At 34.2% G+C, this 23929-nt stretch carries 25 protein-coding genes, 1 other RNA gene and 2 pseudogenes; 17 read left to right on the top strand and 11 right to left on the bottom strand.

Annotation, left to right across the window (positions count from 1 at the left end):
• Window positions 1–125 precede the first annotated feature (125 nt).
• Complete coding sequence (locus LKE46_RS12800; protein ID WP_291722944.1) at window positions 126–704, bottom strand: flavodoxin family protein; 579 nt, start codon at window positions 702–704, stop codon at window positions 126–128.
• A gap of 59 nt (window positions 705–763) precedes the next feature.
• The gene (locus LKE46_RS12795) at window positions 764–1243 is read right to left on the bottom strand and encodes a MarR family transcriptional regulator (RefSeq protein ID WP_291722939.1); all 480 of its coding nucleotides are present in this window, start codon (window positions 1241–1243) and stop codon (window positions 764–766) included.
• A 211-nt stretch (window positions 1244–1454) separates the two neighbouring features.
• On the opposite strand from LKE46_RS12795, the gene LKE46_RS12790 reads away from it, so the two are divergent.
• The 3 genes and pseudogenes from LKE46_RS12790 to LKE46_RS12780 all read left to right on the top strand — a co-directional run bounded on the left by LKE46_RS12790 (window position 1455) and on the right by LKE46_RS12780 (window position 4400).
• Window positions 1455–1856, top strand: a complete 402-nt coding sequence (locus tag LKE46_RS12790) for a MerR family transcriptional regulator (protein ID WP_291722937.1) — start codon at window positions 1455–1457, stop codon at window positions 1854–1856.
• A 77-nt stretch (window positions 1857–1933) separates the two neighbouring features.
• Window positions 1934–3128, top strand: a pseudogene (locus LKE46_RS12785) (MFS transporter).
• A 246-nt stretch (window positions 3129–3374) separates the two neighbouring features.
• Window positions 3375–4400: an Rpn family recombination-promoting nuclease/putative transposase gene (locus LKE46_RS12780; RefSeq protein WP_291722934.1), complete on the top strand. Its 1026-nt coding sequence runs from the start codon at window positions 3375–3377 to the stop codon at window positions 4398–4400.
• 278 nt (window positions 4401–4678) lie between these two features.
• Here the strand turns inward: LKE46_RS12780 and LKE46_RS12775 are convergent, their stop codons facing one another.
• From LKE46_RS12775 to ssrA, 4 genes are all read right to left on the bottom strand, one after another.
• Window positions 4679–4927, bottom strand: coding sequence for a hypothetical protein (locus LKE46_RS12775; RefSeq protein WP_291722931.1), 249 nt, complete (start codon window positions 4925–4927; stop codon window positions 4679–4681).
• A 111-nt stretch (window positions 4928–5038) separates the two neighbouring features.
• A complete protein-coding gene (locus LKE46_RS12770; protein ID WP_291722928.1) occupies window positions 5039–5713 on the bottom strand; it encodes a hypothetical protein in 675 nt (224 codons plus the stop codon).
• A gap of 369 nt (window positions 5714–6082) precedes the next feature.
• Window positions 6083–6247: a hypothetical protein gene (locus tag LKE46_RS12765; RefSeq protein ID WP_291722925.1), complete on the bottom strand. Its 165-nt coding sequence runs from the start codon at window positions 6245–6247 to the stop codon at window positions 6083–6085.
• 217 nt (window positions 6248–6464) lie between these two features.
• Window positions 6465–6825: a transfer-messenger RNA gene (gene ssrA / locus LKE46_RS12760) on the bottom strand.
• A gap of 155 nt (window positions 6826–6980) precedes the next feature.
• Here ssrA and LKE46_RS12755 point away from each other — a divergent pair.
• Together LKE46_RS12755 and LKE46_RS12750 are read left to right on the top strand one after the other, a co-directional pair.
• Window positions 6981–8369 (top strand): hypothetical protein, encoded by a 1389-nt coding sequence (locus LKE46_RS12755; protein ID WP_291722923.1) that lies wholly within the window; start codon window positions 6981–6983, stop codon window positions 8367–8369.
• Window positions 8370–8451: 82 nt separating this feature from the next.
• The gene (locus LKE46_RS12750) at window positions 8452–9876 is read left to right on the top strand and encodes an MFS transporter (RefSeq protein WP_291722921.1); all 1425 of its coding nucleotides are present in this window, start codon (window positions 8452–8454) and stop codon (window positions 9874–9876) included.
• 36 nt (window positions 9877–9912) lie between these two features.
• On the opposite strand, the gene LKE46_RS12745 is transcribed toward LKE46_RS12750, so the two are convergent.
• From LKE46_RS12745 to LKE46_RS12725, 5 genes are all read right to left on the bottom strand, one after another.
• Complete coding sequence (locus LKE46_RS12745; RefSeq protein ID WP_291722918.1) at window positions 9913–10617, bottom strand: HAD family hydrolase; 705 nt, start codon at window positions 10615–10617, stop codon at window positions 9913–9915.
• 69 nt (window positions 10618–10686) lie between these two features.
• Entirely contained in the window at window positions 10687–11718 is a 1032-nt protein-coding gene (locus tag LKE46_RS12740; protein WP_291722915.1) for an ABC transporter substrate-binding protein, read from the bottom strand.
• A gap of 160 nt (window positions 11719–11878) precedes the next feature.
• Complete coding sequence (locus LKE46_RS12735) at window positions 11879–12787, bottom strand: AEC family transporter (protein ID WP_291722912.1); 909 nt, start codon at window positions 12785–12787, stop codon at window positions 11879–11881.
• 145 nt (window positions 12788–12932) lie between these two features.
• The gene (locus LKE46_RS12730) at window positions 12933–13187 is read right to left on the bottom strand and encodes a spore coat protein (protein WP_291722908.1); all 255 of its coding nucleotides are present in this window, start codon (window positions 13185–13187) and stop codon (window positions 12933–12935) included.
• Window positions 13188–13217: 30 nt separating this feature from the next.
• Window positions 13218–13451, bottom strand: coding sequence for a hypothetical protein (locus LKE46_RS12725; protein WP_291722905.1), 234 nt, complete (start codon window positions 13449–13451; stop codon window positions 13218–13220).
• A 137-nt stretch (window positions 13452–13588) separates the two neighbouring features.
• On the opposite strand from LKE46_RS12725, the gene LKE46_RS12720 reads away from it, so the two are divergent.
• The 12 genes and pseudogenes from LKE46_RS12720 (at window position 13589) to LKE46_RS12665 (ending at window position 23919) form a co-directional block, all read left to right on the top strand.
• The gene (locus LKE46_RS12720) at window positions 13589–14005 is read left to right on the top strand and encodes a putative ABC transporter permease (protein WP_291722902.1); all 417 of its coding nucleotides are present in this window, start codon (window positions 13589–13591) and stop codon (window positions 14003–14005) included.
• A gap of 70 nt (window positions 14006–14075) precedes the next feature.
• Complete coding sequence (locus tag LKE46_RS12715) at window positions 14076–16697, top strand: sigma-54-dependent transcriptional regulator (RefSeq protein ID WP_291722899.1); 2622 nt, start codon at window positions 14076–14078, stop codon at window positions 16695–16697.
• A 205-nt stretch (window positions 16698–16902) separates the two neighbouring features.
• On the top strand, window positions 16903–17334 hold the full coding sequence (locus LKE46_RS12710; protein WP_291722896.1) for a PTS sugar transporter subunit IIA: 432 nt from the start codon (window positions 16903–16905) through the stop codon (window positions 17332–17334).
• Between the two features lie 4 nt (window positions 17335–17338).
• Entirely contained in the window at window positions 17339–17812 is a 474-nt protein-coding gene (locus tag LKE46_RS12705) for a PTS system mannose/fructose/N-acetylgalactosamine-transporter subunit IIB (RefSeq protein WP_291722892.1), read from the top strand.
• A gap of 10 nt (window positions 17813–17822) precedes the next feature.
• On the top strand, window positions 17823–18596 hold the full coding sequence (locus LKE46_RS12700) for a PTS mannose/fructose/sorbose/N-acetylgalactosamine transporter subunit IIC (RefSeq protein WP_363316026.1): 774 nt from the start codon (window positions 17823–17825) through the stop codon (window positions 18594–18596).
• The gene (locus tag LKE46_RS12695; RefSeq protein WP_291722887.1) at window positions 18593–19426 is read left to right on the top strand and encodes a PTS system mannose/fructose/sorbose family transporter subunit IID; all 834 of its coding nucleotides are present in this window, start codon (window positions 18593–18595) and stop codon (window positions 19424–19426) included. The genes LKE46_RS12700 and LKE46_RS12695 overlap by 4 nt, the downstream gene beginning before the upstream one ends.
• A gap of 32 nt (window positions 19427–19458) precedes the next feature.
• Window positions 19459–20253, top strand: coding sequence for a class I fructose-bisphosphate aldolase (locus tag LKE46_RS12690; RefSeq protein WP_291722885.1), 795 nt, complete (start codon window positions 19459–19461; stop codon window positions 20251–20253).
• 14 nt (window positions 20254–20267) lie between these two features.
• On the top strand, window positions 20268–21305 hold the full coding sequence (locus LKE46_RS12685; protein ID WP_291722882.1) for a zinc-dependent alcohol dehydrogenase: 1038 nt from the start codon (window positions 20268–20270) through the stop codon (window positions 21303–21305).
• A gap of 200 nt (window positions 21306–21505) precedes the next feature.
• The gene (locus LKE46_RS12680; RefSeq protein WP_291722878.1) at window positions 21506–22366 is read left to right on the top strand and encodes a DUF4351 domain-containing protein; all 861 of its coding nucleotides are present in this window, start codon (window positions 21506–21508) and stop codon (window positions 22364–22366) included.
• A 69-nt stretch (window positions 22367–22435) separates the two neighbouring features.
• Complete coding sequence (mntA, locus tag LKE46_RS12675) at window positions 22436–22843, top strand: type VII toxin-antitoxin system MntA family adenylyltransferase antitoxin (RefSeq protein ID WP_291722875.1); 408 nt, start codon at window positions 22436–22438, stop codon at window positions 22841–22843.
• 29 nt (window positions 22844–22872) lie between these two features.
• Window positions 22873–23067, top strand: a pseudogene (hepT, locus tag LKE46_RS12670) (type VII toxin-antitoxin system HepT family RNase toxin); the annotation flags it as partial.
• A gap of 384 nt (window positions 23068–23451) precedes the next feature.
• Window positions 23452–23919, top strand: a complete 468-nt coding sequence (locus tag LKE46_RS12665; protein WP_291722872.1) for a PTS sugar transporter subunit IIA — start codon at window positions 23452–23454, stop codon at window positions 23917–23919.
• The last annotated feature ends 10 nt before the right edge of the window (window positions 23920–23929 follow it).

Raw genomic sequence — 23929 nt, 5'->3', positions numbered from 1 at the left:
TCTGCTGATTCCAAATGAACTACCGATAAAATTGGGGAAATTATACCGAGAATAAAGGTTCAGTGTGGATTAAAGGAGATCCATTCAGTTTTATACGGTGCCTCTCATAGACAATAGATACCAAACTATTTTTGGTATTCTTCCAAAACCAACGCTGAACCAAAATCCATCAAGCTCGTGCGCAGATCATCTCTTTCATGCGCTGGTCCATTTCGCAAACCGGTAACGACAGGTACTTCTTTAACATCAAATTCCAGCACTTCGAATATGTGTTTCGTATAATCAATATACGATTTGAACAGGCCAGCATCCGGATTACCCTGATTAAATGAAAGGATCAGCTTTTGTTTCACGGCATTTTCCTTGAAAAATGGAGAGAATCGCGGGGAAAACCGTGCAAAAAGCCTATCGGTGAATATCTTCCCCTGGGCACTCATCTGACCCATATAAATCGGTAAACCTAAAACAATGGCATCTGCATGCACAAGCGCATTATAAATTTTCTGCATGTCGTCTTTGACAACACAGCCCTGATCGCCCTTGTGACAGGCCCAACAACCCTGGCACGGTTTGATATCAAGATTGCTGAAACTGAAGGTGTTTGTTTTGGCACCCTGTTTCTTCGCACCTTCGAGTATTTTGTTTACGATAAAGGTAGTATTGCCTTCTTTACGCTGACTTGCGATAATTCCGATGATATTCATGATTTTTCCTCCTTTATATATTGGGTTTGTTTCCTTGTCAACATAGCCGGTTTAGCATTCTATAGGTTGTCAGATTTCATATCTACACCCAATTTATTTATTTCCGCGTTCAAATGAACATTATATTTCTCCGCGAAGTCAAGTATAACATCAAGCTGTTCTTCGGTTACCTGCTCGAAAAAGGGTTGATCTCTATCAGTAAACTCTCTGTGTATTTCCTCATGGACGTCATAAATTACTTTTCCTTGCTCGGTGAGCTTAAAATAGACTTCTTTATTGTTATTGGGCTTCTGATAGCTTTCTATAAGCCCCTTCTTTATAAGCTTCTTAGTTAGTTTGCTTATGGCACCTCTGGTCATCCCAAAGGATTCCGCAAGCTTTGTTACGTTGGAGGCTTCATCTTCTCCGATATAAGCTATACAATGTATTTCAGACGGATTATAACCCTTAAGCCTGTCTTTCATCTTAAGGCTATCAAGCCATATTCTCTTTTTAAATATGTCCCATAATCCTCTCATTGCCTGTTCTTCCTTGCTCATTGCTTTTCCTCCAATCTGTTGGCGCTTAATCGTATTATATAACTATTTAGTTTCCTAGTCAACAATAGTATGACGATTGGATGTGCAAATGTGTCGAAATTCTTATGACTGCCTATATTACGAGCTTAATATGACAAATAAGAAGTTGACTAACTAAAGAGTATATGATATTATAATTTTAACGTTAACGTTAAATAAAGGGGCGAAATATATGAGCTATAAAATTGGTGAAATCGCTAAACTTACCAATTTAACGACTCGAACAATTCGATATTATGAAGGACTTGGCTTATTAGGAACTAGAAAGAATAGATCTCGCGGACAATCTCGATTGTTTGATAATGATGATATTAAACGCTTAAAGAAAATACAGATGTTGAAAGATCTAGGACTTACTTTAGAAGAAATAGGTAAAGTCATTGAATTGTATTTTACTGATGCTCAACTTCTAGAAGGTAAACGTCAGGTAGTTGAAATTTTAAGAAATCATATTGCAGCAGCAGAAGAAAAAATAGAAGAATTAAATATGTTTAAAACAGAAAGCCAAGCAAGTATTTTCAGGATAGAATCAATTATTAAGAATTCTAAAATAGAAAATAAAAATAAAAAGTAGAAAATTTGAAAGTATTTTTTAATTAAAACCTTACGTTTACGTAAAATGTATATTATATAATTGGAGGATTGATCTTTATGAATCAGAATACAAATATGACTATATCTAAAGAACTTGAGATTAGCCGTTTTTTAATTGTACTAATGTCAATAGCCAGTGGAGTTACTGTGGCTAACTTGTATTATTCTCAGCCTTTATTAGAAGAACTTTCTAGATTCTTTAATGTACCGTCGGCAACGATCGGAATTACAGCTATGATGATTCAAATTGGTTATGCGTTGGGATTAGTTTTTCTAGTTCCATTAGGAGACATTAAAGAACGCCGTAGCTTAATAATGATTATGCTATTTTGTTCGGCAACAGCACTATTCAGTCTCTCATTTTCTACAAATGTATGGTGGTTGTCAGTTAGTTCTTTACTCGTTGGAATAACTTCTATTACTCCGATGTTAATTGTTGCGCTGGCAGCTCATTTAGCAAAACCAGTAAAAAGGGGTCAAGTAATTGGGAATGTCCATGAGTGGGCTATTAATCGGTATTTTATTATCTCGTATGTTTAGCGGAATCATAGGATCCATTTTAGGATGGCAAGATGTTTACAGAATAGCTGCTGCAATGATGATATTACTGATCCTTATATTCAATTTATGTTTTCCAAAATCTGTCCCTAATACAGTAATGAGTTATAGAAAATTACTTAAATCTCTTTTTGTCCTATTACGAACTCAGCCAACTTTACAGGAAACATCACTAATTGGTGCAATGATGTTTGCTACTTTTAGTGCTTTTTGGACTACACTTTCTTTTTTCCTTAAATCACCTGTATACAATTTAGGTGCTCAAACTGCAGGAATATTTGGATTAGTAGGAATTATAGGAGCTTTAGCTGCTTCTGTAGTAGGAAGAATTGCTGATAAAAGAAATCCTCGTTTCACCTTATCTATAGCTATTTCAATCTCTGCTTTATCATATATTTGTTTTTTATTTTTTGGATACCAAATGTGGGGACTGATTATTGGAGTAGTATTACTTGATTTAGGTATTCAATCTGGTCAAGTTTCCAATCAAGCTCGTATTAATGATTTAGATGCCACAGCTCGTAATCGTAATAATGCCGTATACATGACTTTTTACTTTTGTGGTGGTGCTTTGGGTTCATTTTTAGGGACGTTCTTTTGGGGATTTTGGGGATGGACTGGAGTATGTTCTATTGGAATAATCTTTCAAATAATTGCAGTGATAATTCATATATTAGGTATAAAACATGGATAAAAAAATGTAAGTTATTAACTGAATTTATATTTTAGTTACAATTAATAAAACAACTAAATGAAATGATTATACTATTTCTTAAAAACTGTGTCAAAAACAATTTATGCATCTCATTTATGAAGAATGAATAGACCAACACAAAATATTTTGATAAAATGTATATAATAAACATGTTTTTAATGAATAAGAACCTATGTTCTGGTAAATACTAATAATAAAGTAAGATGTTATTAGGAGGAAGATGATATGCCGGAAGATAGAGTCCATCATGAACATGACGTAGGCTACAAGTATATATTTTCTCACAAGGAAACATTTCTGGAACTGCTGCATGGTTTTGTCAAAAAGGACTGGGTTAATTTAATAAAAAGTGAAGATTTGATGTTAATTGACAAGTCGTATATACTTGAAGATTTCAGCGAAGAGGAATCAGATATAGTGTATAGGGTAAATGTACAGGGTCAGGATGTAATATTTTATATACTGCTTGAGTTTCAGTCAAGTGTAGATTATAGAATGCCAATGAGACTGCTGTTTTATATAGTGGAGATATGGAGGGAGATATTGAAAAATACTCCCAGAAATGACAGAAGAAAAAAAGACTTCAAGCTCCCTTCAATTATTCCAATGGTGCTTTATAACGGAAAGAACACATGGACTGCTTATAGAAATTTTAAAGATGTATTGAGCGGCAGCAAACTTTTTGAAGAAAATGTAGTAGATTTCAGGTATATGCTGTTTGATATTTATAGATATGATGAAAGGTATCTTGAAAATATGGCAAATATGGTCTCTACAGTATTTTTGCTTGACAAGGAAATAAGCAGGGAGGATCTTATCAGGAGACTCAGGCTGACTGCATATGTGTTGAAGAAGATAACTCCTGAGCAATTTGATATATTAAAGACATGGTTAAAAGGCATAATGAGGCCAAGATTAGACAGTGAATCTAAAATAAAAATAGAGGAAATATTAGAAAAATCAGGCCAGGAGGAGGTGGATTCCATGGTATCTAATCTGGGAAAAACTATAGATAATATTATAAGGGAAGGTAAAAAGACAGGACTTGAGGAAGGTAGAAAGCAAGGAAGAAAAGAGGGCAGAAAAGAGGGTAAATCAGAACTGATTATTAAAATACTTATAAAGAAGTTCAAAAATCTTCCTGATGGGTATGCTGATAAAATAAGCAATTTGCCGGATGAAACTTTGGATGTTATAGCTACAGATATATTTGATATTGATAAGATGGAACAACTTGAGAAATATTTTTAGAAATTGGGATGTATCTGGATTTGTATGAATCGAATCAAGGTACGGTTATTTTTATGTATTCAAATACAAGAACATGCATGGCAATAAGTATTTCAGTCATTTTGTCTGAATATTAATGGTAATTAGTTAAATGAAATATATAAGATTTTAACTGCAGGCGGTACTGTTTGTTGTAGTACTGTCTTTTTTGGTATTTTCAAAAAACAATTTGTGGAAAGTGGTAAATTTGGTGAGGCGAAGCGTTACCTTTGAAATTCACTACATTTTTCAGATTTACTTTATAGATTTTTCAAACTAATTTTATCAATAAATCCACATGAATAATTGTTATGCGAATCTATTTCTATTCCTAGTATATAAATCTCATCTCTCTGCCCCTTGAGAATATCATAAAATTTATTTTTTCTTACTGCGTCTTTAACTTGTTCAGCACTATAATAATACCAGTATAAAACTCCAACTATGCATCTGCAATCATCTCCAATTATTTCTATAGTAATTGGATTAGTTGCTTTTTCATTAAACATTTTATCTTTAAAATGTTTAATTTGTTTTTCTATCCCCTGCTGCCCTTTATATGATATATCTAGTAATGAAATCTCCTCATCAATAGAATTAGGAGAAATTTTCCTGAATTTCTAAATTCCATCCATAAATAACTTAGTTCTATTACATTTTGGTTTTATTAATTTATTAAAATAGTATTCATCAATTTCCTTAGAAATTCCCATAAAAGGAGCCACATGCTCTTTATTATCAAAATTTAAATTTAAACCCGATTTTAAGTACATTCCTAGCAAGTCTAATTCATCCGCCGTATATTTAAGATTTCTATCAATTATTGTTCTCTGCCTTAAGTAATGTATAACTTCAGCCTCCATATCTAAAATATCAAATATTACCGCTAAATGACATAATTGTATATGTGGAATAATTATATCTTTTTTGTCTCCATTTAATTCTTGAAACCATTGTAATTGCGAATTTCCTAGACTCTCCATTCCATTAATAGAAACACTTAAGCATACATATTGGTTTATATTTAATAAAGATATATCGTTATTTGCACCATGCTTCTTTTTTAGCGATATTTGTTTGCCTTTATTCTCCATTAGAAATTTTTTGAATCCATTTGCCTGCTTAGCTGATTTTAAAATAAGCTTTGCCATATTTTTTTTAGCATTATTTATATCACCCTCACTACTTTTCCAATAGCTATTGGAAAATATCTCACAACTAGTAAACTTTGATTTAAAAAGTTTTAATATCTCATCCTCCAAAAAAGCGCCCTTATATTTGTTATACTTTTCCATTAAGGATTGTTTATCTTCTATTAAATATTCTAAAATTTCTTTAATTCTTCCAAGAAACGCTTCTGTTATTGGGAAAAAGTATTTACCATCATCATATTGCCCTTTGAAATGAGAAATATGATACTACTTCTAATGTGTTTAAATCTTGAATTAATGTTATAAATTCTTCAAAATATTGATGGTACTTACCCATCTCCATATTATAATACTTTTAAAAACTCTATATTCATTAATATCCCCCTTAAACTTGAGGTATCTCCTTCATACCCAAATAAATATTGATTAAAATCCTTTAATATTATCATAAGTAACTTATTAAATCAAATATTATCTGTTTTATATAACTATCTTTAAATCTATAATAATCATTTACAACTGTAATTCTTCTTTAAAGTCATGACGCATCTTTTCTACTATGTCTAACCTGTCTTTAAATACTTTTGGAAATTTACTTTTAAACTCTTGAATATCTTCACACATTTCCATAAACATAATTATTCTATCAATATAACTATCAACCTCTTTTTCCTGCAAAAGTTAAAAGCCACGTTGAATATTACTTCAACGCGGTCTTTATAAACGATAACCTTTTATATTGTTCCTCTATGTATGTATTTATTTTTTCTACTAATTATTAGGTTAGTCTTTAGCTGCCCCTTATATGCAACTTCAGTTCTTCAATTTATACGGCTCTAAGCAAAAAACCGTACTGGATTTCTCCAATACGGTCATTATGTATCGTGGGTTTCAATGGTGGAGGCGAGGGGAGTCGAACCCCTGTCCGAAAGCAGAAACGCCTGAGCATCTCCGAGTGCAGTCCTTAATTTAAAATTCCCTCTTTCAGACGCCTAAGGACAGGCTTCTGAATTCAGTAGCTTCATAAATTCCGTTTCCGGGTCAAAGCTTTCCCGGACTCGGTACCCCGCTGTCGGCGCCAGGTTCCAGATCGCGGGAAATCTGGACTGACGGTTAGCAGACTATGCTGCTAAAGCTAATTCTTCGTTATTGTTTGCGTTTATATTTAATCCCATAGTTTTTTAACGCGGGTCCACAGGTTCCCTCGACTCGCTTCTCAGACCCAACTTGCCCCCGTCGAAGCCAAATACGCCCCCATGTAAAAAGGTGTTGCACCGATTGAATATCCAGTGCAGTTTTTAATTATAACATCTAATCAGCAATATGTCAAAAAATATTTGAGATTTTTATATCACCGCGGAATCTTACATGCATATTTTATTAATATATCGATTAATCCGGGGGAAAGTATATGAGTGTTATACTTACAAATCTGCATTTTATATATCTTGTTTTCATAATTATAATAATTGCAGCAATGGTGATGAAAAGAGATATATCTTTAATATGCATAGCTGGTATCTTTATTCTTGGAATATTTGCAACAGCCTCTGTATCCAAATCCGTAATGGCAATATTCAATAGCCTTGTTTATGCTACCAAAGAACTCATGCCCACCATATTTATTATATCCATAATAACAGCAATGAGCAAAGTGCTTATGACAGCAGGTATAAACAGACAACTGGTAAAGCCTTTTGAAAAAGTTATAAAGTCATCTTCGGCGGCGTATTGGGTTATAGGATTGATTATGATGGTGCTCTCCTGGCTGTTCTGGCCATCACCTGCAGTAGCGCTTATAGGAGCGTTGTTTCTTCCAATAGCAAAAAAAGTGGGACTGCCGGCTATAGGTGCAGCAGTTGCAATGAACCTGTTCGGACATGGTATAGCACTATCCAGTGATTTTATAATACAGGCGGCTCCGAAGCTTACGGCTGATGCTGCAGGGATACCGGTATCAAAAGTAATATGGGCAAGTGTTCCACTGACAATTGTAATGGGAGTTGTTACTACGGTAAGTGCTTTTTACATGCTTAAGAATGATATGAAAAATGGGAAAGTGGATATGAAATTTGAAATAGAGGATGAAGCAGATGATGAGTCCGGCCTGCCGATATCGGAAAAATTGAGCAAGATACTGGCAGTTACGGTAATTGGAACTTTTATTTTGGATATAGTTATCATGTATATCTACAAGTTTCAGGGCGGTGATGCTACGGCTCTCATAGGAGGAACTGCAGTATTTATTCTGAGTCTTGTCTCAGCAATTGCATATAGGGGAAAATGTCTTGAAATGATTACTGGAGATATTGTGGAAGGTCTGCAGTTCGGCTTTAAAATATTCGGAGTGGTTATTCCAATAGCAGCATTTTTCTATCTGGGTGATTCGGCATTTAATGAAATGTTCGGGAAGGTACTGCCGCAAAACTCCAGCGGTATAGTAAACGATCTTGGAGTTGCACTTTCAAATACAGTACCTTTGAATTCACTTATGGCATCTGGAACCCTCACTTTGGTAGGGGCTATAACAGGACTTGATGGTTCGGGATTTTCAGGTATATCACTGGTAGGTTCCGTAGCTCATATGTTTTCCATTCCCCTTGGCGGTGGAACAGCTGTACTGACTGCCATGGGTCAGATAGCTGCCATATATGTGGGAGGGGGAACTATAATTCCATGGGCTGTAATACCTGTTGCGGCCATATGCAAGGTGGATGTGTTCGAACTTACAAAGAGAAATTTAAAACCTGTAATACTGGGACTTGTTGTGACAAGTATATTTGCGGTATTTCTCATATGACAACTTATAAAATGTAGTTGACAAATCGAGCTTATATTTGTATATTTCTAAATATAACGTATTGTTGACAGGAGAATATACTATGGATGATAATATTTATAGAAACAGATGGAAAATACTTGCTGTAGTTTTGATGTCACCTTTTATGGGTACCATAGACGGCAGTATTGTAAATATAGCACTTCCGGTTATGGCAAAACATCTGGGAGTAGGAATAAACAGCATACAATGGGTGGTCACAAGTTATCTCATAGTAATATCAGCTTTTATACTCATATTTGGAAAGCTCTCTGACAGGTTTGGAAAGGTGATTATTTTCGACTATGGTTTTCTTATATTCGGGCTTGGTTCATTTTTGTGCGTAATTTCACAAAATATAAGTTTTCTAGTCTTTTCACGAATAGTTCAGGCTTTGGGGGCTGCGATGTTCATGTCCGTAAACCAGGCTATAATAGCTGCAACTTTTCCAAAGGGAGAAAGAGGAAGGGCACTTGGCATTATGGGAAGTACTGTGGCTATTGGAAGTATGATAGGCCCGCCGGTCGGGGGAATTATGGTACAGGTATTCAACTGGCAGTCCATATTTTTGATAAATATTCCAATAGCTATTTTTGCATTTGTTGCCGGAAAATTTGTACTCCATAAGGAGAAAATAGAAGAAAAAGCTCTGAATTTCGATTCGAGAGGTGCGCTTCTGTTTGTAATTTTCATAGTTTTTGTTTTCTGGGCATTTTTGAGTGGAGAAGAACTGGGATGGAACAACGGAAAAATAATTTTAGGTTTTATTATAGGAATAATTTGTGGTGCAGGTTTCTATTTTACGGAAAAACGTGTAAAAGATCCAATGGTGGATTTGTCAATGTTCCATGACAGACTTTTTGATATAAGTATACTTTGCGCATTTATCTCTTTTTTGTGCATGTTCTGTGTAAATATAATTCAGCCTTTTTATCTTCAAAGTGCCATGAAAATATCACCGGCTGTGTCCGGGATAATCATGCTGGCGCTTCCAATAAGCATGGCAATATTTGCACCTATAAGCGGTTATGCGGCTGATAAGATAGGACCGAAGATGCTTACGGTATTTGGACTCTTGATTATGTCTGCGGGTCTGTGTGAAATGGCTTTTCTGAATTTGGAATCAAGCTATTTGAGCATGGCCCTTGGAGTTGCCGCCATTGGAGTAGGAAATGGAATGTTCCAGTCTCCGAATAATACTATCATTATGTCCCTGGCACCAAGGAATAAACTGGGTATAGTGGGAAGTATAAATGCACTTGTGAGAAATATAGGCATGGTATCTGGTATAACTTTTTCTGTCGCTCTTCTCTATAACAGAATGAGCAGTAAAATGGGCTATAAAGTTACAGGGTTCATACAGGGGAGGCCGGACGCTTTTCTGTATGGTATGAAGGTAGTGTATTTGTCCGCAGCCTTCATATGCATACTGGGGATGATTCTGACTGTTGTTAGAATTCAAAGTGAAAAGAAAAAAGGTATCTCTTGATGGAAGCTGACCCATTTTAGAGATACCTTTCTTATTTTAACCTACACGGCGTAATTTTTTTGTATTAAAGTTCTCCTGTATAATATCAATAACTTGTATTAGATTATCCGCTTTTGCAAATATTTTGGACATGAATTCATCTGGTATGTTGATCAGATCCGGAATCCATATGGGCTTTATTTTGGCGCTTAATGCAGCTTTTATACCATTTAGGGAATCTTCCAGTACTATGGTATTATTGGGAGATATATTGAATTTTTCGCAGCACTTTAAAAATATTTCAGGATTTGGTTTGCTCTCTTTGATATCTTCCCCGCTTATTATGAAGTTTATATTTCTAACAGCTGCCTTTTGCAGATTGTATTTTATATTGATCATTTTACTTGAAGAAGCAACTGCTATTTTTATATTGTTCTTTTTAAGAAATGCAATTATATTCATCAAACCATACTTTATGGGAATTCCCCGATTTTCAATGATATCGTGGGCACTTTTCTCTCTATATGCAACCGCTTCTTCATAGGGGAAATCCTTTCCGAAGGCATTAAAAAAAGTTCTGCGGGCAGCCTTGCTGCTTGCTCCTGTTATTTTTTCAAATATTTCATCTGAAAACTCGTAACCGTTTATCTTCCCGAATTTTCTGTAAGCTGACTTGAAAAGTCTTTCTGTATCGAACATTACTCCATCCATATCGAATATCACCAATTGTAGATTTGTCATAATTGTAGTTATTCCTTTCATTCAGTTCAGATTTAATTACATATTAGTATATATTAACTTTAATGAATGGTGCAAGTATGATTTTATTGATTATCTTTCAATTAAAACGTCACCGCCTGTTTTGTTAAAGGTTTTTATGAACTCATCCGTTAATTTTTCTATAGTATCTTCCATATTTATGGATCTTATAAAGTCCCAGCCAAGCCACTTGAATTTGAAACCGTCGGGTACGTTGTTGTCAACATAAGGATTCAGGGAAGGATACATATTATCTGCACACTTTGTTCCAAATTCAGAACCCAGCAGGGAGTCCGACAATACACTTAGCTCCTCAAGTTTTGATTTCTTTGCTACAATACATGATGGACCTATCATCGCGCCATCCTCCGGACATATGATCTGTAAATTAGGCTTGCTCGGGCAGGCATTTGCAAAAAACCATGGGATTATATAAATTGCCGCACCACTGCTGCTTGACATGGCTGCAGATTTGGCCATTTCAGCTGGATGCCAGGTATTTTTGGAGTTTTCTGCAAGTGCATTTATGCCGTCAAGTCCGAATTCTTTATAGTAATATAGAAGCTGATCTTCATGAATATCCCCGTCACATCCTCCTATTATCAGTTTACCTTTATATATAGGGTTTAGAAGATCTCCCCACGTTCTTGGTACTGGAAGATCACCAAGTTTGTTTTTATCAACAAGCATTACCTCTGTAGATATGGAGTACATGGAGAATACACCTTCAGGATCGATTAACCCAAGTCCCTCAAGAGAATTGTTTATATTGCTGATCTGAGTTGATTTGAAAAGTCCCTTGGCTGCAAAATTGTCCAGTATATTGCTCCTGAACATATTCTTGAAACCCAGGCATGTGAACATATCAGGAAATTCATCAAAGTTTGGTGTTTTCAGTATTTTTTCTATCTGCTCTTTGCTGTGGCATCCTGTTGGTATATAACATTTTAATTTTTTCCCTGTTGAATTCTTGTATTCATTAAGAGTGCTTTCCAAATTTTCTCTAAAAATTTGTTTCATTGGGCAGCTGGTCAGGCCTATGAAGTTAAGACTTTTAAGATTGTTATCTTCTGTGATAAATGTACTTTCCAGAGTTTTACTCATAAAATTTGCCTCCCTTAAAAATAATTCTGAATTTTCATATATGGATTGATACTTATATTATAAAAATTATTTATATGCAGTTCAATACTTTTTGCTTAAATTAATTATTATTATATCACAATAAAGAGGTATATATTAATAAAATAGCATTCATAAACTGCTATAAAACATTGACTATGACCCATATAAGTATGAAGCTAAGTATTAAACTTATATTGCAAACTGTTCCTACAAGCCTTTTGTCATAATTGAATTCAACAGCATATGGTATAACTGCCATGCCTACGGGAAGAGTAAGGCCTATGAGTACGGTATACTTGAATAGTTTGTCAAAAGGCAGAATTGTGAAAAATAGTATTCCAATAGCTAGTCCACATATGTACCTTATAGATAATACTTTCAGTATATTTTTCCTGTAGGTTTTATCTATATTGAAGTTGAGACATATACCAAGAAGAAGCAGGGACAGTGGCATGTTGCCTTTCTCTAATATTTTACAGATATTTACTACCGGTTCAGGGTAGTGCAGACCGCATATATTTATAATCAGTGTAATTGCATAACACATAAGTGGAATTGAAGTTAATAGTTTTCTTGCTGTAATTCTAATATTTACAGGTTTGTCATTTGCGGAAAAACAATTTGCTATGATGTAGCATGTTACAAACATGGTTATTGAATTACCCATGTCAAACATTCCAAAATATTTTAGACCGCTGTATCCCCATAGGGCTTCCACTACTGGATATGCAAACAGTCCTACATTAAAACCGGGAAGCATCATTGAAAAGGCCCCCCTTGATTTTTTACCTTCATTTTTGAAAACTGGAATTGCTATTATACACATCAGTATCCCGAACAATAAACTTATTACAGCCAAAAAAATGAGAGAGATATCCAGTTTCATAGTATTGAATGTACTTATTATCAAAGCGGGAAGAGTAATATTGAATATGATTCTAGATACCCCATCTCCATCTGATTCCTTGATTATATTTAATCTTTTGAATATATAGCCAAGTCCTATGATCAATAAAAATAATATGAATTGATTATTTACGTTTTCCATCTTGAAGCACATCCTATCTATGTAAATTATTTTGGCAATTTGTATATTATTATAATTCTGCGAATACTATATATCAATATGGAAATCAGCATTAATAAAAAATACATTGGTGAAATTAAAATCACCAATGTATTTTTGAATGTGACTATTTGAGATTCAAAGCAGTATCTGCCGCCTGCATATCCATTTGGAACTGTCGTTCTGGATCATGGGCATTATAGAAGCCTTTGCTTACCATATATTCTGTAATTTTCTCATGCATGCATATGGCATCATCCAATTGTTTTTTCAAAACATTTCTAACTTCCTGTGAAGCTGTTTCTGAAATGGCAGAAGCGTAATTTTTCATACTTGCCTTTGTGAATGCCAGTAAATCAGCAGCTATCATTTGATCATTCATTTTTACACCCCTTTTCTTATTGCTCTGATGTTATACAGGGTTTCCTGCCAGAGCCTTTTTTGCCAGATCGGATTTCTGCATCAATGTTTTCAATTCCGTAATTTGAGTTCTTGTTTTGGTTATGTCATCCTGTAAAATCTGTTTCAACTGGGGATCAGTAACCTGTGAAATCGCACTAGTTGCCTTTGTAAGACAAAGACTTTTGGAAGAAAGTATTTCATGAAGCTCCATTGATTCACGTGGAGTAATTGTCTGTTGTGTCATAAATATCGCCTCCTTATTTGTACAATTTTATTGTTACCCGAATATAAATAAATATGATATCATGTTTTAGGTAATATTCGTATAAATATGAAAAAATTTACTTGTATATAAATTGATATAATGTAAAACATATGTTTATGAAAAGGAGATTTATAATTTATGGATTGCTTGGATGGTGTACGGAAATAGTTTGGACTGGTTTTGGATCGCTGCTTCAGGGAAATTTGAAGTTGACTGCTTTTACATATATATGGATGTTCCCCATATACGGAATGGCGATTCTGCTTGAACCCATACATGATAGAATCAGGCATTGGCCGGTTGTCTTGCGGGGAGGTGTTTATACACTGGTTATTTTTTTTATGGAATATAGTACTGGCCATCTGATAAAATTATTGATAGGAGCTTGTCCATGGAATTACGGAAGCTGTCCTTATTCCATAGGAGGCATTATAAGGCTTGATTTTATACCGGTATGGTTTGTAGCAGGACTTTTGTTTGAAAAGGTGCATGATATGCTTATGGAATTTACTGTTGTAAAGAGGGGTTCCTGATTTATAGTTTGGATCTGGAAAAATAGGAGGGCTAGAGTTATGATTTATGGAGGGGAGGTGTTTTAAAATTGTGCATAAGAAATTGAGGGTTACGAGAAGAAAAAGTATTTATGATTTTATAGGAAAACTTACAGGGAATCTTTCATATGATGATTTCTTTGAAAAAGGCAAAGTGGGTTTTGACGCAACGGAAATAGCACGGAACTTGAATATGGACAGGAGTAATACGAGTAGGGAGTTGAATATTCTGGTAAAAGAGGACAGGATAATCAAAATTTTAGGGAAACCTGTATTGTACGTACAAAAAGATGCATTGGAGCAGATGTTACATAAGAGGATAGATAAGGTCGTATTTGTGGACAAAGAGGAATTAAAAAAACATTTGAGAAACTGCTTGCATACTTATCCTGAAGATAAGAGGATCAAAGATGTAAATAAGGGTTCTCCTAATAATATATTCGACAGTATAATTGGAGCCAAGTACAGCCTTAAAAATCCGGTAAAACAGGCAATTGCAGCTATAGTATATCCACCCCAGGGGCTTCATACACTTTTAATCGGGCCGACTGGTGTAGGAAAGACAACTTTTGCAGAAATAATGTACAGATATGCTATAGAAATAGGAAGATTGAAATCGGATTCTCCATATATAGTTTTTAATTGTGCTGATTATGCAGGGAATTCCCAATTGCTTCTATCCTATCTTTTTGGACATGTTAAAGGTGCCTTCACAGGGGCCGATAGAGATAAAAAAGGATTAATTGACTCTGCAGATGGAGGGATACTGTTTCTTGATGAAGTTCACAGGCTTCCGCCTGAAGGACAGGAAATGCTTTTTTCGCTAATTGACAGAGGCAAATTTAGAAGACTCGGAGAATCGAATAGCATACATAAAGCCAGAGTATTGATTATAGCAGCTACAACTGAAGATCCAGACAAGACAATCTTGAAAACTTTTTTGCGGAGAATACCTTGTGTAATAAAACTTCCGGGATTATCGGAGAAACCTATTAAGGAGAGAATGGAACTCATATGCAGCTTTTTTAAAGAAGAGTCGAAAAAGATAAAACTACCTGTGACTGTAACAACAGAAGTATTAAAGTTATTTTTACTATATAATTGTACAGGTAATATTGGTCAACTTAGAAATGATATACAATTGGCCTGTGCCAACGCATTTGTAGAGTATATAACAGAAAACAAAAACAAGATATATGTTAAGCTGTCACAGATGACAGATAGATTCAAGGAAGGTATTTTTACATTGAATGGAAAAAGGGAGGAAATAATAAAGAACTTTGATATTGATGCTTTTGGTGATTTAACTTTTGATGGGGTAAATTCTCAAATAGACAGTAATCTTGAAAAAATATTGATACATGATGATTACAGAACCGAAGAGGATTTTTATGAAAGTATATTGAACAATTCCAGGGAATATTTTGAACAGGGGAAGTCAATTCAGCAGATAAAGAAAACTATCAATAGTCAGGTCAGGAAATATTTTAATGAGCATTATCAAAGTAAAAATGAGCTTACTGGTAAACAACAGGAATCGATTTTATTTAAAATCGTACCAAAAAAAATAGTAAATATAGTAAGTGAAATATTGAGAGATGTATCGAAAGATCTTGAAATATCCATTGATCAAAAGGTTGTGTATAGTCTTGCTCTTCATATAGAAACTTTGATAGAAAGAATTAAATCGGGAGGACAATATGTAAGGGCAGCTCCTTCGTCAATGGATTCTGCTAAACTGATTGATGAGTATAAAATTGCAGAAAAAATTAAAAATAGGTTGGAGAAAGGTTTGGATATAAAAATACCAGAAGAAGAAGCTGCTTTTATGTCTATGTTTTTATATGCTTTAAAGACAAGTAATGGTCAGAATTACATAGGTGTATTGGTACTGGCACATGGGGATTCCACTGCAAGCAGCATGGCAAAAGTTGCAAATGAGCTTCTTGAGATAAACCATGTCAGAGCTATAGATATGCCATTGAAGGCCAATGTCAATGATATTTTAAGCAAGGCAGAGAATATGGTTGAGCGAATTGACAATAAAAAGGGAGTATTGCTTTTAGTAGATATGGGATCTCTTACGACATTTTCAGAAATAATTACTGAAAAGACCGGAATACCTACAAGAACAGTTAAAATGGTAAGTACACCTATGGTTATAGAAGCAGCAAGGAAATCCATGATGCCTAACATGAAACTTGATTTGCTGGTTGAAGAAGTTAATAGTGCAAGTACTTTTATAGGTCAGGGAATTGAAATAGAGAGGGAATCCAAATCAGAACAGAATAATGATTTGAAAATGGAAGCTGATTATTTTAGCTTTGATGAAGATAGAATGATGAACCTATTGGAAGAAGTACTTACTTTTTTAAACCCAAGAAAAGCATATATACTGTTAAGTCAGGTGTACGCTGAAATTTTAAAGAAGCTAAATATACAGGACGACAAAGGTTTGAAGATCAAATTTATATTTCATTGTATAAGTATGCTTGAAAGGGTAATTAAAGGTGAACCGCTGCAATATAGAAAATTATCTAGCTTGAAAGAAAATGGACAGCATACCTTTTTGATATTAAAATCGAGTTTCCAGATCGTAGAGAATGCTTTTGGCATTATGATACCTGATTCAGAATTTGCATATATAGTAGAAATGTTAAATATATACAAGTAACATTATACACAGATTGTAAAAATATTGTTACACACATATTAAAAGATATATATTGTGAAAACGGTTTTAGAAAAGACCGTTTTTTATTTGCGCAAATGTGTTTAAATCAATGTATCGTAAGCTTTTTACACAGTTGTCAGTATATTTATTGGCACCATTTTTGCTGTTAAAGTAGGTAAGCTATTGAAAGGAGGATAGAAAAATAATGATAGGAGTATTGGTTGTAACACATGGTGATTTTGCAAAGGGATTGTTGAACAGTGTGGAGCTTATTATGGGAAAACAAAAAAAATGCAAGTGTTTTGGACTATATCATGGTGACAGTATAGAGCTATTCGGTAAAAAAGTACTTGACAGTATAATTGAATTGGATGAAGGAGAAGGAGTTTTGGTATTCTCTGATTTATACTGTGCCAGCCCATATAATACTACTGCGGTAAACAGCAAATATCTAATTCACCATAAATATAGATCTATTTGTGGGATAAATTTGCCAATGATATTGGAGGCGTTAAATATGAGAAATTCCATGAAGTTGGACGAATTAGCGGAATATGTGATGAAATGTGGAAAGGATGGTATAAAAGAATTTTTCGATGAAATGAAAAAAGCCAATATAAAAAATTATAGGAGATGATTATATGGTAAATATAGTGCTGACAAGAATAGATGACAGGTTGATACATGGACAGGTTATGACAGCCTGGCTGCATTATACACAGGGTAATAAAATTGTCATTGTTGATGACGGGGTTGCTGGAGATACGTTCTTAAAATCTATTTTACAGGTAGCAGTACCGCCCGGAGTAAAGTTGGATGTCTTCGACATAGAGTCTGGTGCAAAATTTCTAATGGGTGAAGACAATGGAGACAGAATAATACTGCTTGTTAAAACACCAGATACAGTATATAGGCTTATCCAAAATGGAGTGCACCTTAAAGAGCTGATTATAGGAGGGATGGGAGCGAATGTAAAGAGAAAGAAATTATATAAGAATATATCCGCATCTGATGAAGAAAAAGACATATTGAAGCAAGTAATCCAGAAGGGAGTTGATGTAAGAATACAGATTATTCCTGAAGACAATGCGGTAAAAGTAGAAAAGTTTTTGTAAAAAGGAGAGGATGTCAATGCAGATTCATCTTTGGCAAGCAGTATTGATAGGGATTATTTATTATTTGGGTTATATTGGAACACCTTGGTTGACTCTTATGGGAGGCACGACTGTTATGAGACCGCTTGTTGGAGGTACACTAGTAGGGATTGTTCTTGGGGATCCGGTGCAAGGATGTATAATTGGAGCAGCAATAAACCTTCCATATTTAGCCTTTATAACTGCAGGAGGTACATCACCAGTAGATCCAGGATTGGCAGGCATACTTGGAACTGCACTTGGAATAGCTGCGAATGTTTCTCCAAATGTTGCGATTACTCTTGCTATACCGCTAGGATTGTTGGGAACTATAGTTTGGGTAACTCATATGACTATTGATATAGCATTTGTTCATATGGCCGACGTCGCAGCAGAAAAAGGAGAGCTTAAAAAGATAATTTATCTCTACCACATAATTCTTCCTCAAATTTGTATATTTTTACTTTGTGTAATTCCAGTTACTCTTGCTTCATATTTTGGCTCGGGTGCAGTTAAGGGAGCTATTGATACTTTAGGAGGAACGCCACTTCATATATTGACGGTTATAGGAGGAATATTACCTGCATTAGGTATTGCAATGAATTTAAAGGCAATAGGGAGAAAAGAAACAATATTATTTTTTATGTTAGGATTTCTTTCATTAAGCTATTTTAAATTGACAGTACTTGTAATTTCGGTATTTGCATTTATAGTGGCCTACATTTATACTCAGCTTTTGATGTTGCGAGAAGGGGGGAATGCATGATGCAGGAGGTTGATAAGAAAACTAAAAAACTCAGTAAAAAAGATGTAATTAAAGCTTTTTGGAGATGGACATTCTTTTCACATTCAAATTACAATTATGAAAGATTGCAATCTACAGCAATGGTTCACTGTCTCGCTCCGATAATTAAGAAGTTGTATAGAGATGATGAGTCAGAGTTTAAAGCAGCAATAAAAAGACATATGGAATTTTTCAACACTGAGCCCAATTTTGGTGGAGTAATACATGGAATGGTAATAGCTATGGAAGAACAAAGAGCCAATGGAGAGGCTATAAGTGATGAGATGATAAATGGACTTAAAACTGGATTGATGGGACCATTTGCGGGAATTGGAGATACTCTAGTGCAGGGAACTCTTGTACCTATATTGCTTTCATTCGGGATAAGTTTAGGTTCAGAGGGAAATTTATTGGGACCTATATCGTATTCAGTATTAATAATGGGTATCACGATTTCTCTAGCATATTATATGTGGATGCAGGGATATAAACTTGGACGGGAAGGAATTCAAAAAATATTGGCAGGTAATTTACTCAAGAAGGTTATGACGATGGCTACGACAATGGGAGCAATAGTTCTGGGTGCATTATCGGCAAATTTTGTACAGCTTACAACATATGTCAATTTGAAGATGGGTGCAAGTGGTTTAAGTATACAAAAAGATGTACTTGATAAACTTTTGCTGAATCTACTGCCTTTGATAATAACATTATTATCGTTAAAACTGCTAAATAAAAAATTCAAGGCTACAACAGTATTGGCTATTCTTATAGCAATAGGAGCAGTAGGAGGAATTTTGGGAATATGGTAAATTATCAAAATTATTAAAAAGGAGACGTTGAAATGAAAAAAAGATGGTATAACATTTTTAAAGAAAAGGATAATAAGGCATTTGTTTTAGCTATGGATCATGCTTCTTCGATGGATGTTACTGGTATATTGACAGATCCCGGCGAAATAATTAAAAAAGCCAAAAGTGGAGGAGTAGATGCTATACTTACTACCTATGGAGTTGCAAAAAAGTACAGTAATGAAATAGGAAGCATGGGGTTGATACTTAGAATAGATGGAGGGATTACGTCTATTCATCCAGATAGACAGGTAATGAACAATGTAACGTCAACTTTTTCAGTAGAAGATGCTGTAAAGATAGGAGCAGATGGAATTATGAGCATGGGTTTTGTGGGGCTTGAAGATGAGGATAAAATGATTCAAATGCTCTCAAAAAATGCTTCGGAAGCTGATAAGTGGGGTCTCGTGTTTGGAGCAGAAATGATTCCTGGCGGATTTAAGGAAGAATCGAAAAGAACACTTGAAAATATTGCATTTTCAGCAAGATTGGGTGCCGAATATGGAGCGGATTTTGTAAAGACCTGCTATTCAGAGGAAAGTAACTCAGAGGAATACAGAACGGTAGTAGAAAATTGTTATAGACCAGTTCTAATTTTAGGAGGGGGAAAATCAAAAAATGCAAGGGATCTATTTACTATGATAAAAAATGCTATGAAATCAGGTGCAAGAGGAGTAGTAATGGGACGAAATATATGGAACAACAAAAATATTGATAAATATTGCAGAGCGATTTCAATGATTATACATGAAAATGCAGACGTAGAACAAGCTTTGAAGGAATTATAGAGGGGATGATATTAATGAAAGCAGCAGTATTCACAAATGTTGGGGAAATAGAGATACAGGATATAAAAACACCGGAACCTAAACTTGATGAATTGCTTGTTGAGTTGAAGGCAAGTGCCATTTGTACATGGGAACAAAGAGTATATCAAGGAATTAACAAAGTCAAATTTCCATTTATAGGTGGTCATGAACAATCAGGTATAATTGTGAATATCGGTTCAGAAGTGGACAGTTCTGTATGGCATATAGGGGACAGGGTGGTTGTTGGACTGCTGACATCATGCGGTGAATGTTATTACTGTAGAAAAGGTGAGGAAGGAAGCTGTGAAAACTTTGCTTCTGAAAAATTGGTGGGAGGACTTTCTGTACCTGGAATAGGAGGATTTGCACAGTATCTGGCAGTCAAGACCAGAAATGTTTTTAAAATTCCTGATAAACTCAGTTTTGAAGCAGCAGCTCTAACTGAACCGCTGTCATGTGTTATTCACAGTATAGAAACAGCTGATATTAAATTGGGACAAAATGTTTTGGTGATTGGTGCAGGTATAATGGGGGTATTTCATTCACTTTTAGCTTGGAAAAAAGGTGCCAGGGTAATAGTCAGTGAACCTGATGAGAATAGAAGAAAATTACTAAACAGGCTTGGTATCCACGAAACATTCAACCCTATTGATGAAAGTCCGGTAGATAAAATAAAAGAGCTGACGGAAGGAAGGGGAGCAGATATAATATTCAATACCACGGCAATATCTGCCATAGCACAGCAGTGCCTTGACATGATAGCTCTCTATGGGAAGATAATATTATACAGTTCATATCATCCGGATAATCCAATTGCTGTAAGTCCAAATATGTTGCATAAAAAGCTTATAAGCATCTCCGGGTCTGCCAACTCAAATTCCTCTGACTTTGCCAAAGCTGTAAAATTGCTGGGAGATGGAATTATTGATCCATCTCCGGTAATCAGTGAAATATTGGAATTTAAAGATATTGAAAAAGCTATGAAAGAAGCCATTAAACCTTCCTCTTATAGAATTGTTGTAAAATTTTAAATCACATAATAATATTGAATAAAATTAGTTAAACAAGTATAAGTCCTTATACACAGGTACATATACTTGTTTTTTATATTTATAAAGTTAGTGTAAACTTAAATAAGTCATCACTTTAAAAGGAACAAATGTTTGAATGGGTCCAACCATTTATGACCATAATAAAAATATAAAATTTATTGTGGAAAGGGATGAATGATATGGATTATAATAAAGTAGAAGACGCAGTGCTGAAAAAGGCCATGGATATATTCAGGCAGAGTGCCGTAAGTTTTTTCAATATAGGCACCAGAATAATAGCACCGGCTGAGACAGAGATAAAAAACATAGAGATAAAGACAGGATATACGGATTATCTATTCTATACGGAAGACGGATCGTACCTACATTTTGAATTCCAGACCACTGACAAAAAAGATGATATCAAAAGATTTCTTTACTATGATGCTTCTCTTTTTTATAGGGAAAAAAGAAAAGTCAGAACTATTGTAGTTTATTCTTCGGATATAGAAGATGTAGATGAATATATAGATGCAGGAACCATAAAGTATAGGATAGAACCTTTTTATATGAAGAATATAGATGGTGATGAAAGAATAGAATATCTTAAAAATAAGATACATAATGGAGAGAAACTTACCTATAATGATATATTATGCATAACATTTCTGCCACTTATGAGCGGCAGCGAAAGCAGGAGTGAAAGGGCAGTTAAAAGTATAGAATTGGCACAGAGTATAGAGGATAACGGAACAAAGCTGGAATGTACCAGCATGCTATATGCACTGCTAGATAAATTTGGAGATGAAATAAGCAGAAGAAAATTGAAGGAGATGATAAATATGACTGAAATTGGAAAAATGATAAGAGATGAGGGCAGAAAAGAAGGCAGAAAAGAAGGCAAATCAGAGCTTATTATCAAACAATTGATAAAGAAATTCAAGAAGCTGCCTGTTGGTTATACCGACAAAATAAATAGCTTGTCAGATGAAACTTTGGATGTTATAGCTACAGATATATTCAATATGGAGAAGGTGGAAGAACTGGAGAGGTATTTTTGATTCAAGGGAAAAATTCAACATAATATATAGAATATCTTACAGGAGAAAATTGAAGGAGATGTGAATTCGTTGAATATAAGTCAGGAAAATGTAGATAAAATAGTGAAATTTTTAAGTTATGAAGTTAAGCCGTATTTAATTTACATTTTTGGATCCAGTGTGAATGGAATTTATAGAGAAGACAGTGATATAGATATAGCTTTTGGCAGTGATAATAAATTTACATCTTATGAAGTCTTTATATTGGCTCAAAAACTTGCAGATATATTGAAGAGGGATGTGGATTTAGTTGATTTAAATAAAGCATCTACTGTATTCAAAGTTCAAATAATAGCTAATGGAAATTGTGTATATTGTAGTAATGATATTAGAAGAGCGTACTTTGAAATGTATGCATTTAAGGATTATCCTACTTTAAATGAAGAAAGGGAAATAATATTAAATGATATAAAAAAAAGGGGACAAATATATGAATGATGTTGTTCTGAATAAAGTATCTGTTATTGAAAGATGCATTTGAAGTATTGTTTAACAATAAAATAATAGATAAAAAGCTTATGAAAGAGTTGAAATCTATGGTTGGATTTAGAAATATAGCTGTGCATGATTATCAAACAGTGAATCTAGAAATAGTACGGGCTATAATTGAGAATCATATGGATGATTTAAAAAAATTTTCTAATTTGATACTTAAAATATGATATGGATGGAGCTATCATAAAATAAGTGAATTTGAATTTGAAATTGAATTAATAAGGAATGAAATATCCATAATTGGAGGTAAAGTATTTCTGGTGTCCAAGGGATACCCATTGTAACCGACTCTTGAAATACTTTAAATATAATATAGAAATGGTCGAGTATCTCAACGGATAACCGGCCCTTTTTTTATTTAGAGATAAAGATGAAAACATTTACGCAGTAACAATATATAAATTATGCACTAGCAGTTTTGTTATATATATGAGCATATTATATGAGCCAAACTTAGCAAACACAATGAGTCTGAAGCTATGCACTGACTTGGCATGTATTTTGCTCTATTGTTATGTGAATAATTAATAAAGATTTGGAGGAACGTTGTTATGCAGGAAGAAAGTGTACTATTACATGAAGATTTAGTTCTTATAGATTATGAAGCAGAAAATCAAGAACAACTTTTAATTAATTTATCAGAAATATTGAGGCAAAAAGGATATGTTAAAAATTCTTATGTAAAAGGTATATTGGAAAGAGAAAATACATTTCCAACTGGATTGAATACCGATGGTATTAAGGTTGCCATACCACATACGGATGCAAAACACGTCAATGTCCCTGGCATATTGATAGCCAAACTTAAAAATCCAATTGTATTTAGAGAAATGGGCAGCGACACAGGTAGAGTAGAAGCATCACTAATTTTTATGATGGCAATTAAGAACCCAGAACAACAGGTAAAGACATTAAGTAATCTCATGAATATATTCTCTAAACAAAGTATTTTAAAAGATATCTATGCATCAGAATCACCTTTGGAAGTAATAGAAAAATTAAAATTTATTATGGATTGAATTCCATAAC

The organism is Clostridium sp. (assembly GCF_022482905.1).
In the GTDB taxonomy this organism is placed as follows: domain Bacteria; phylum Bacillota; class Clostridia; order Clostridiales; family Clostridiaceae; genus Clostridium_B.
This window is presented reverse-complemented; position numbering and strand designations above follow the sequence as displayed.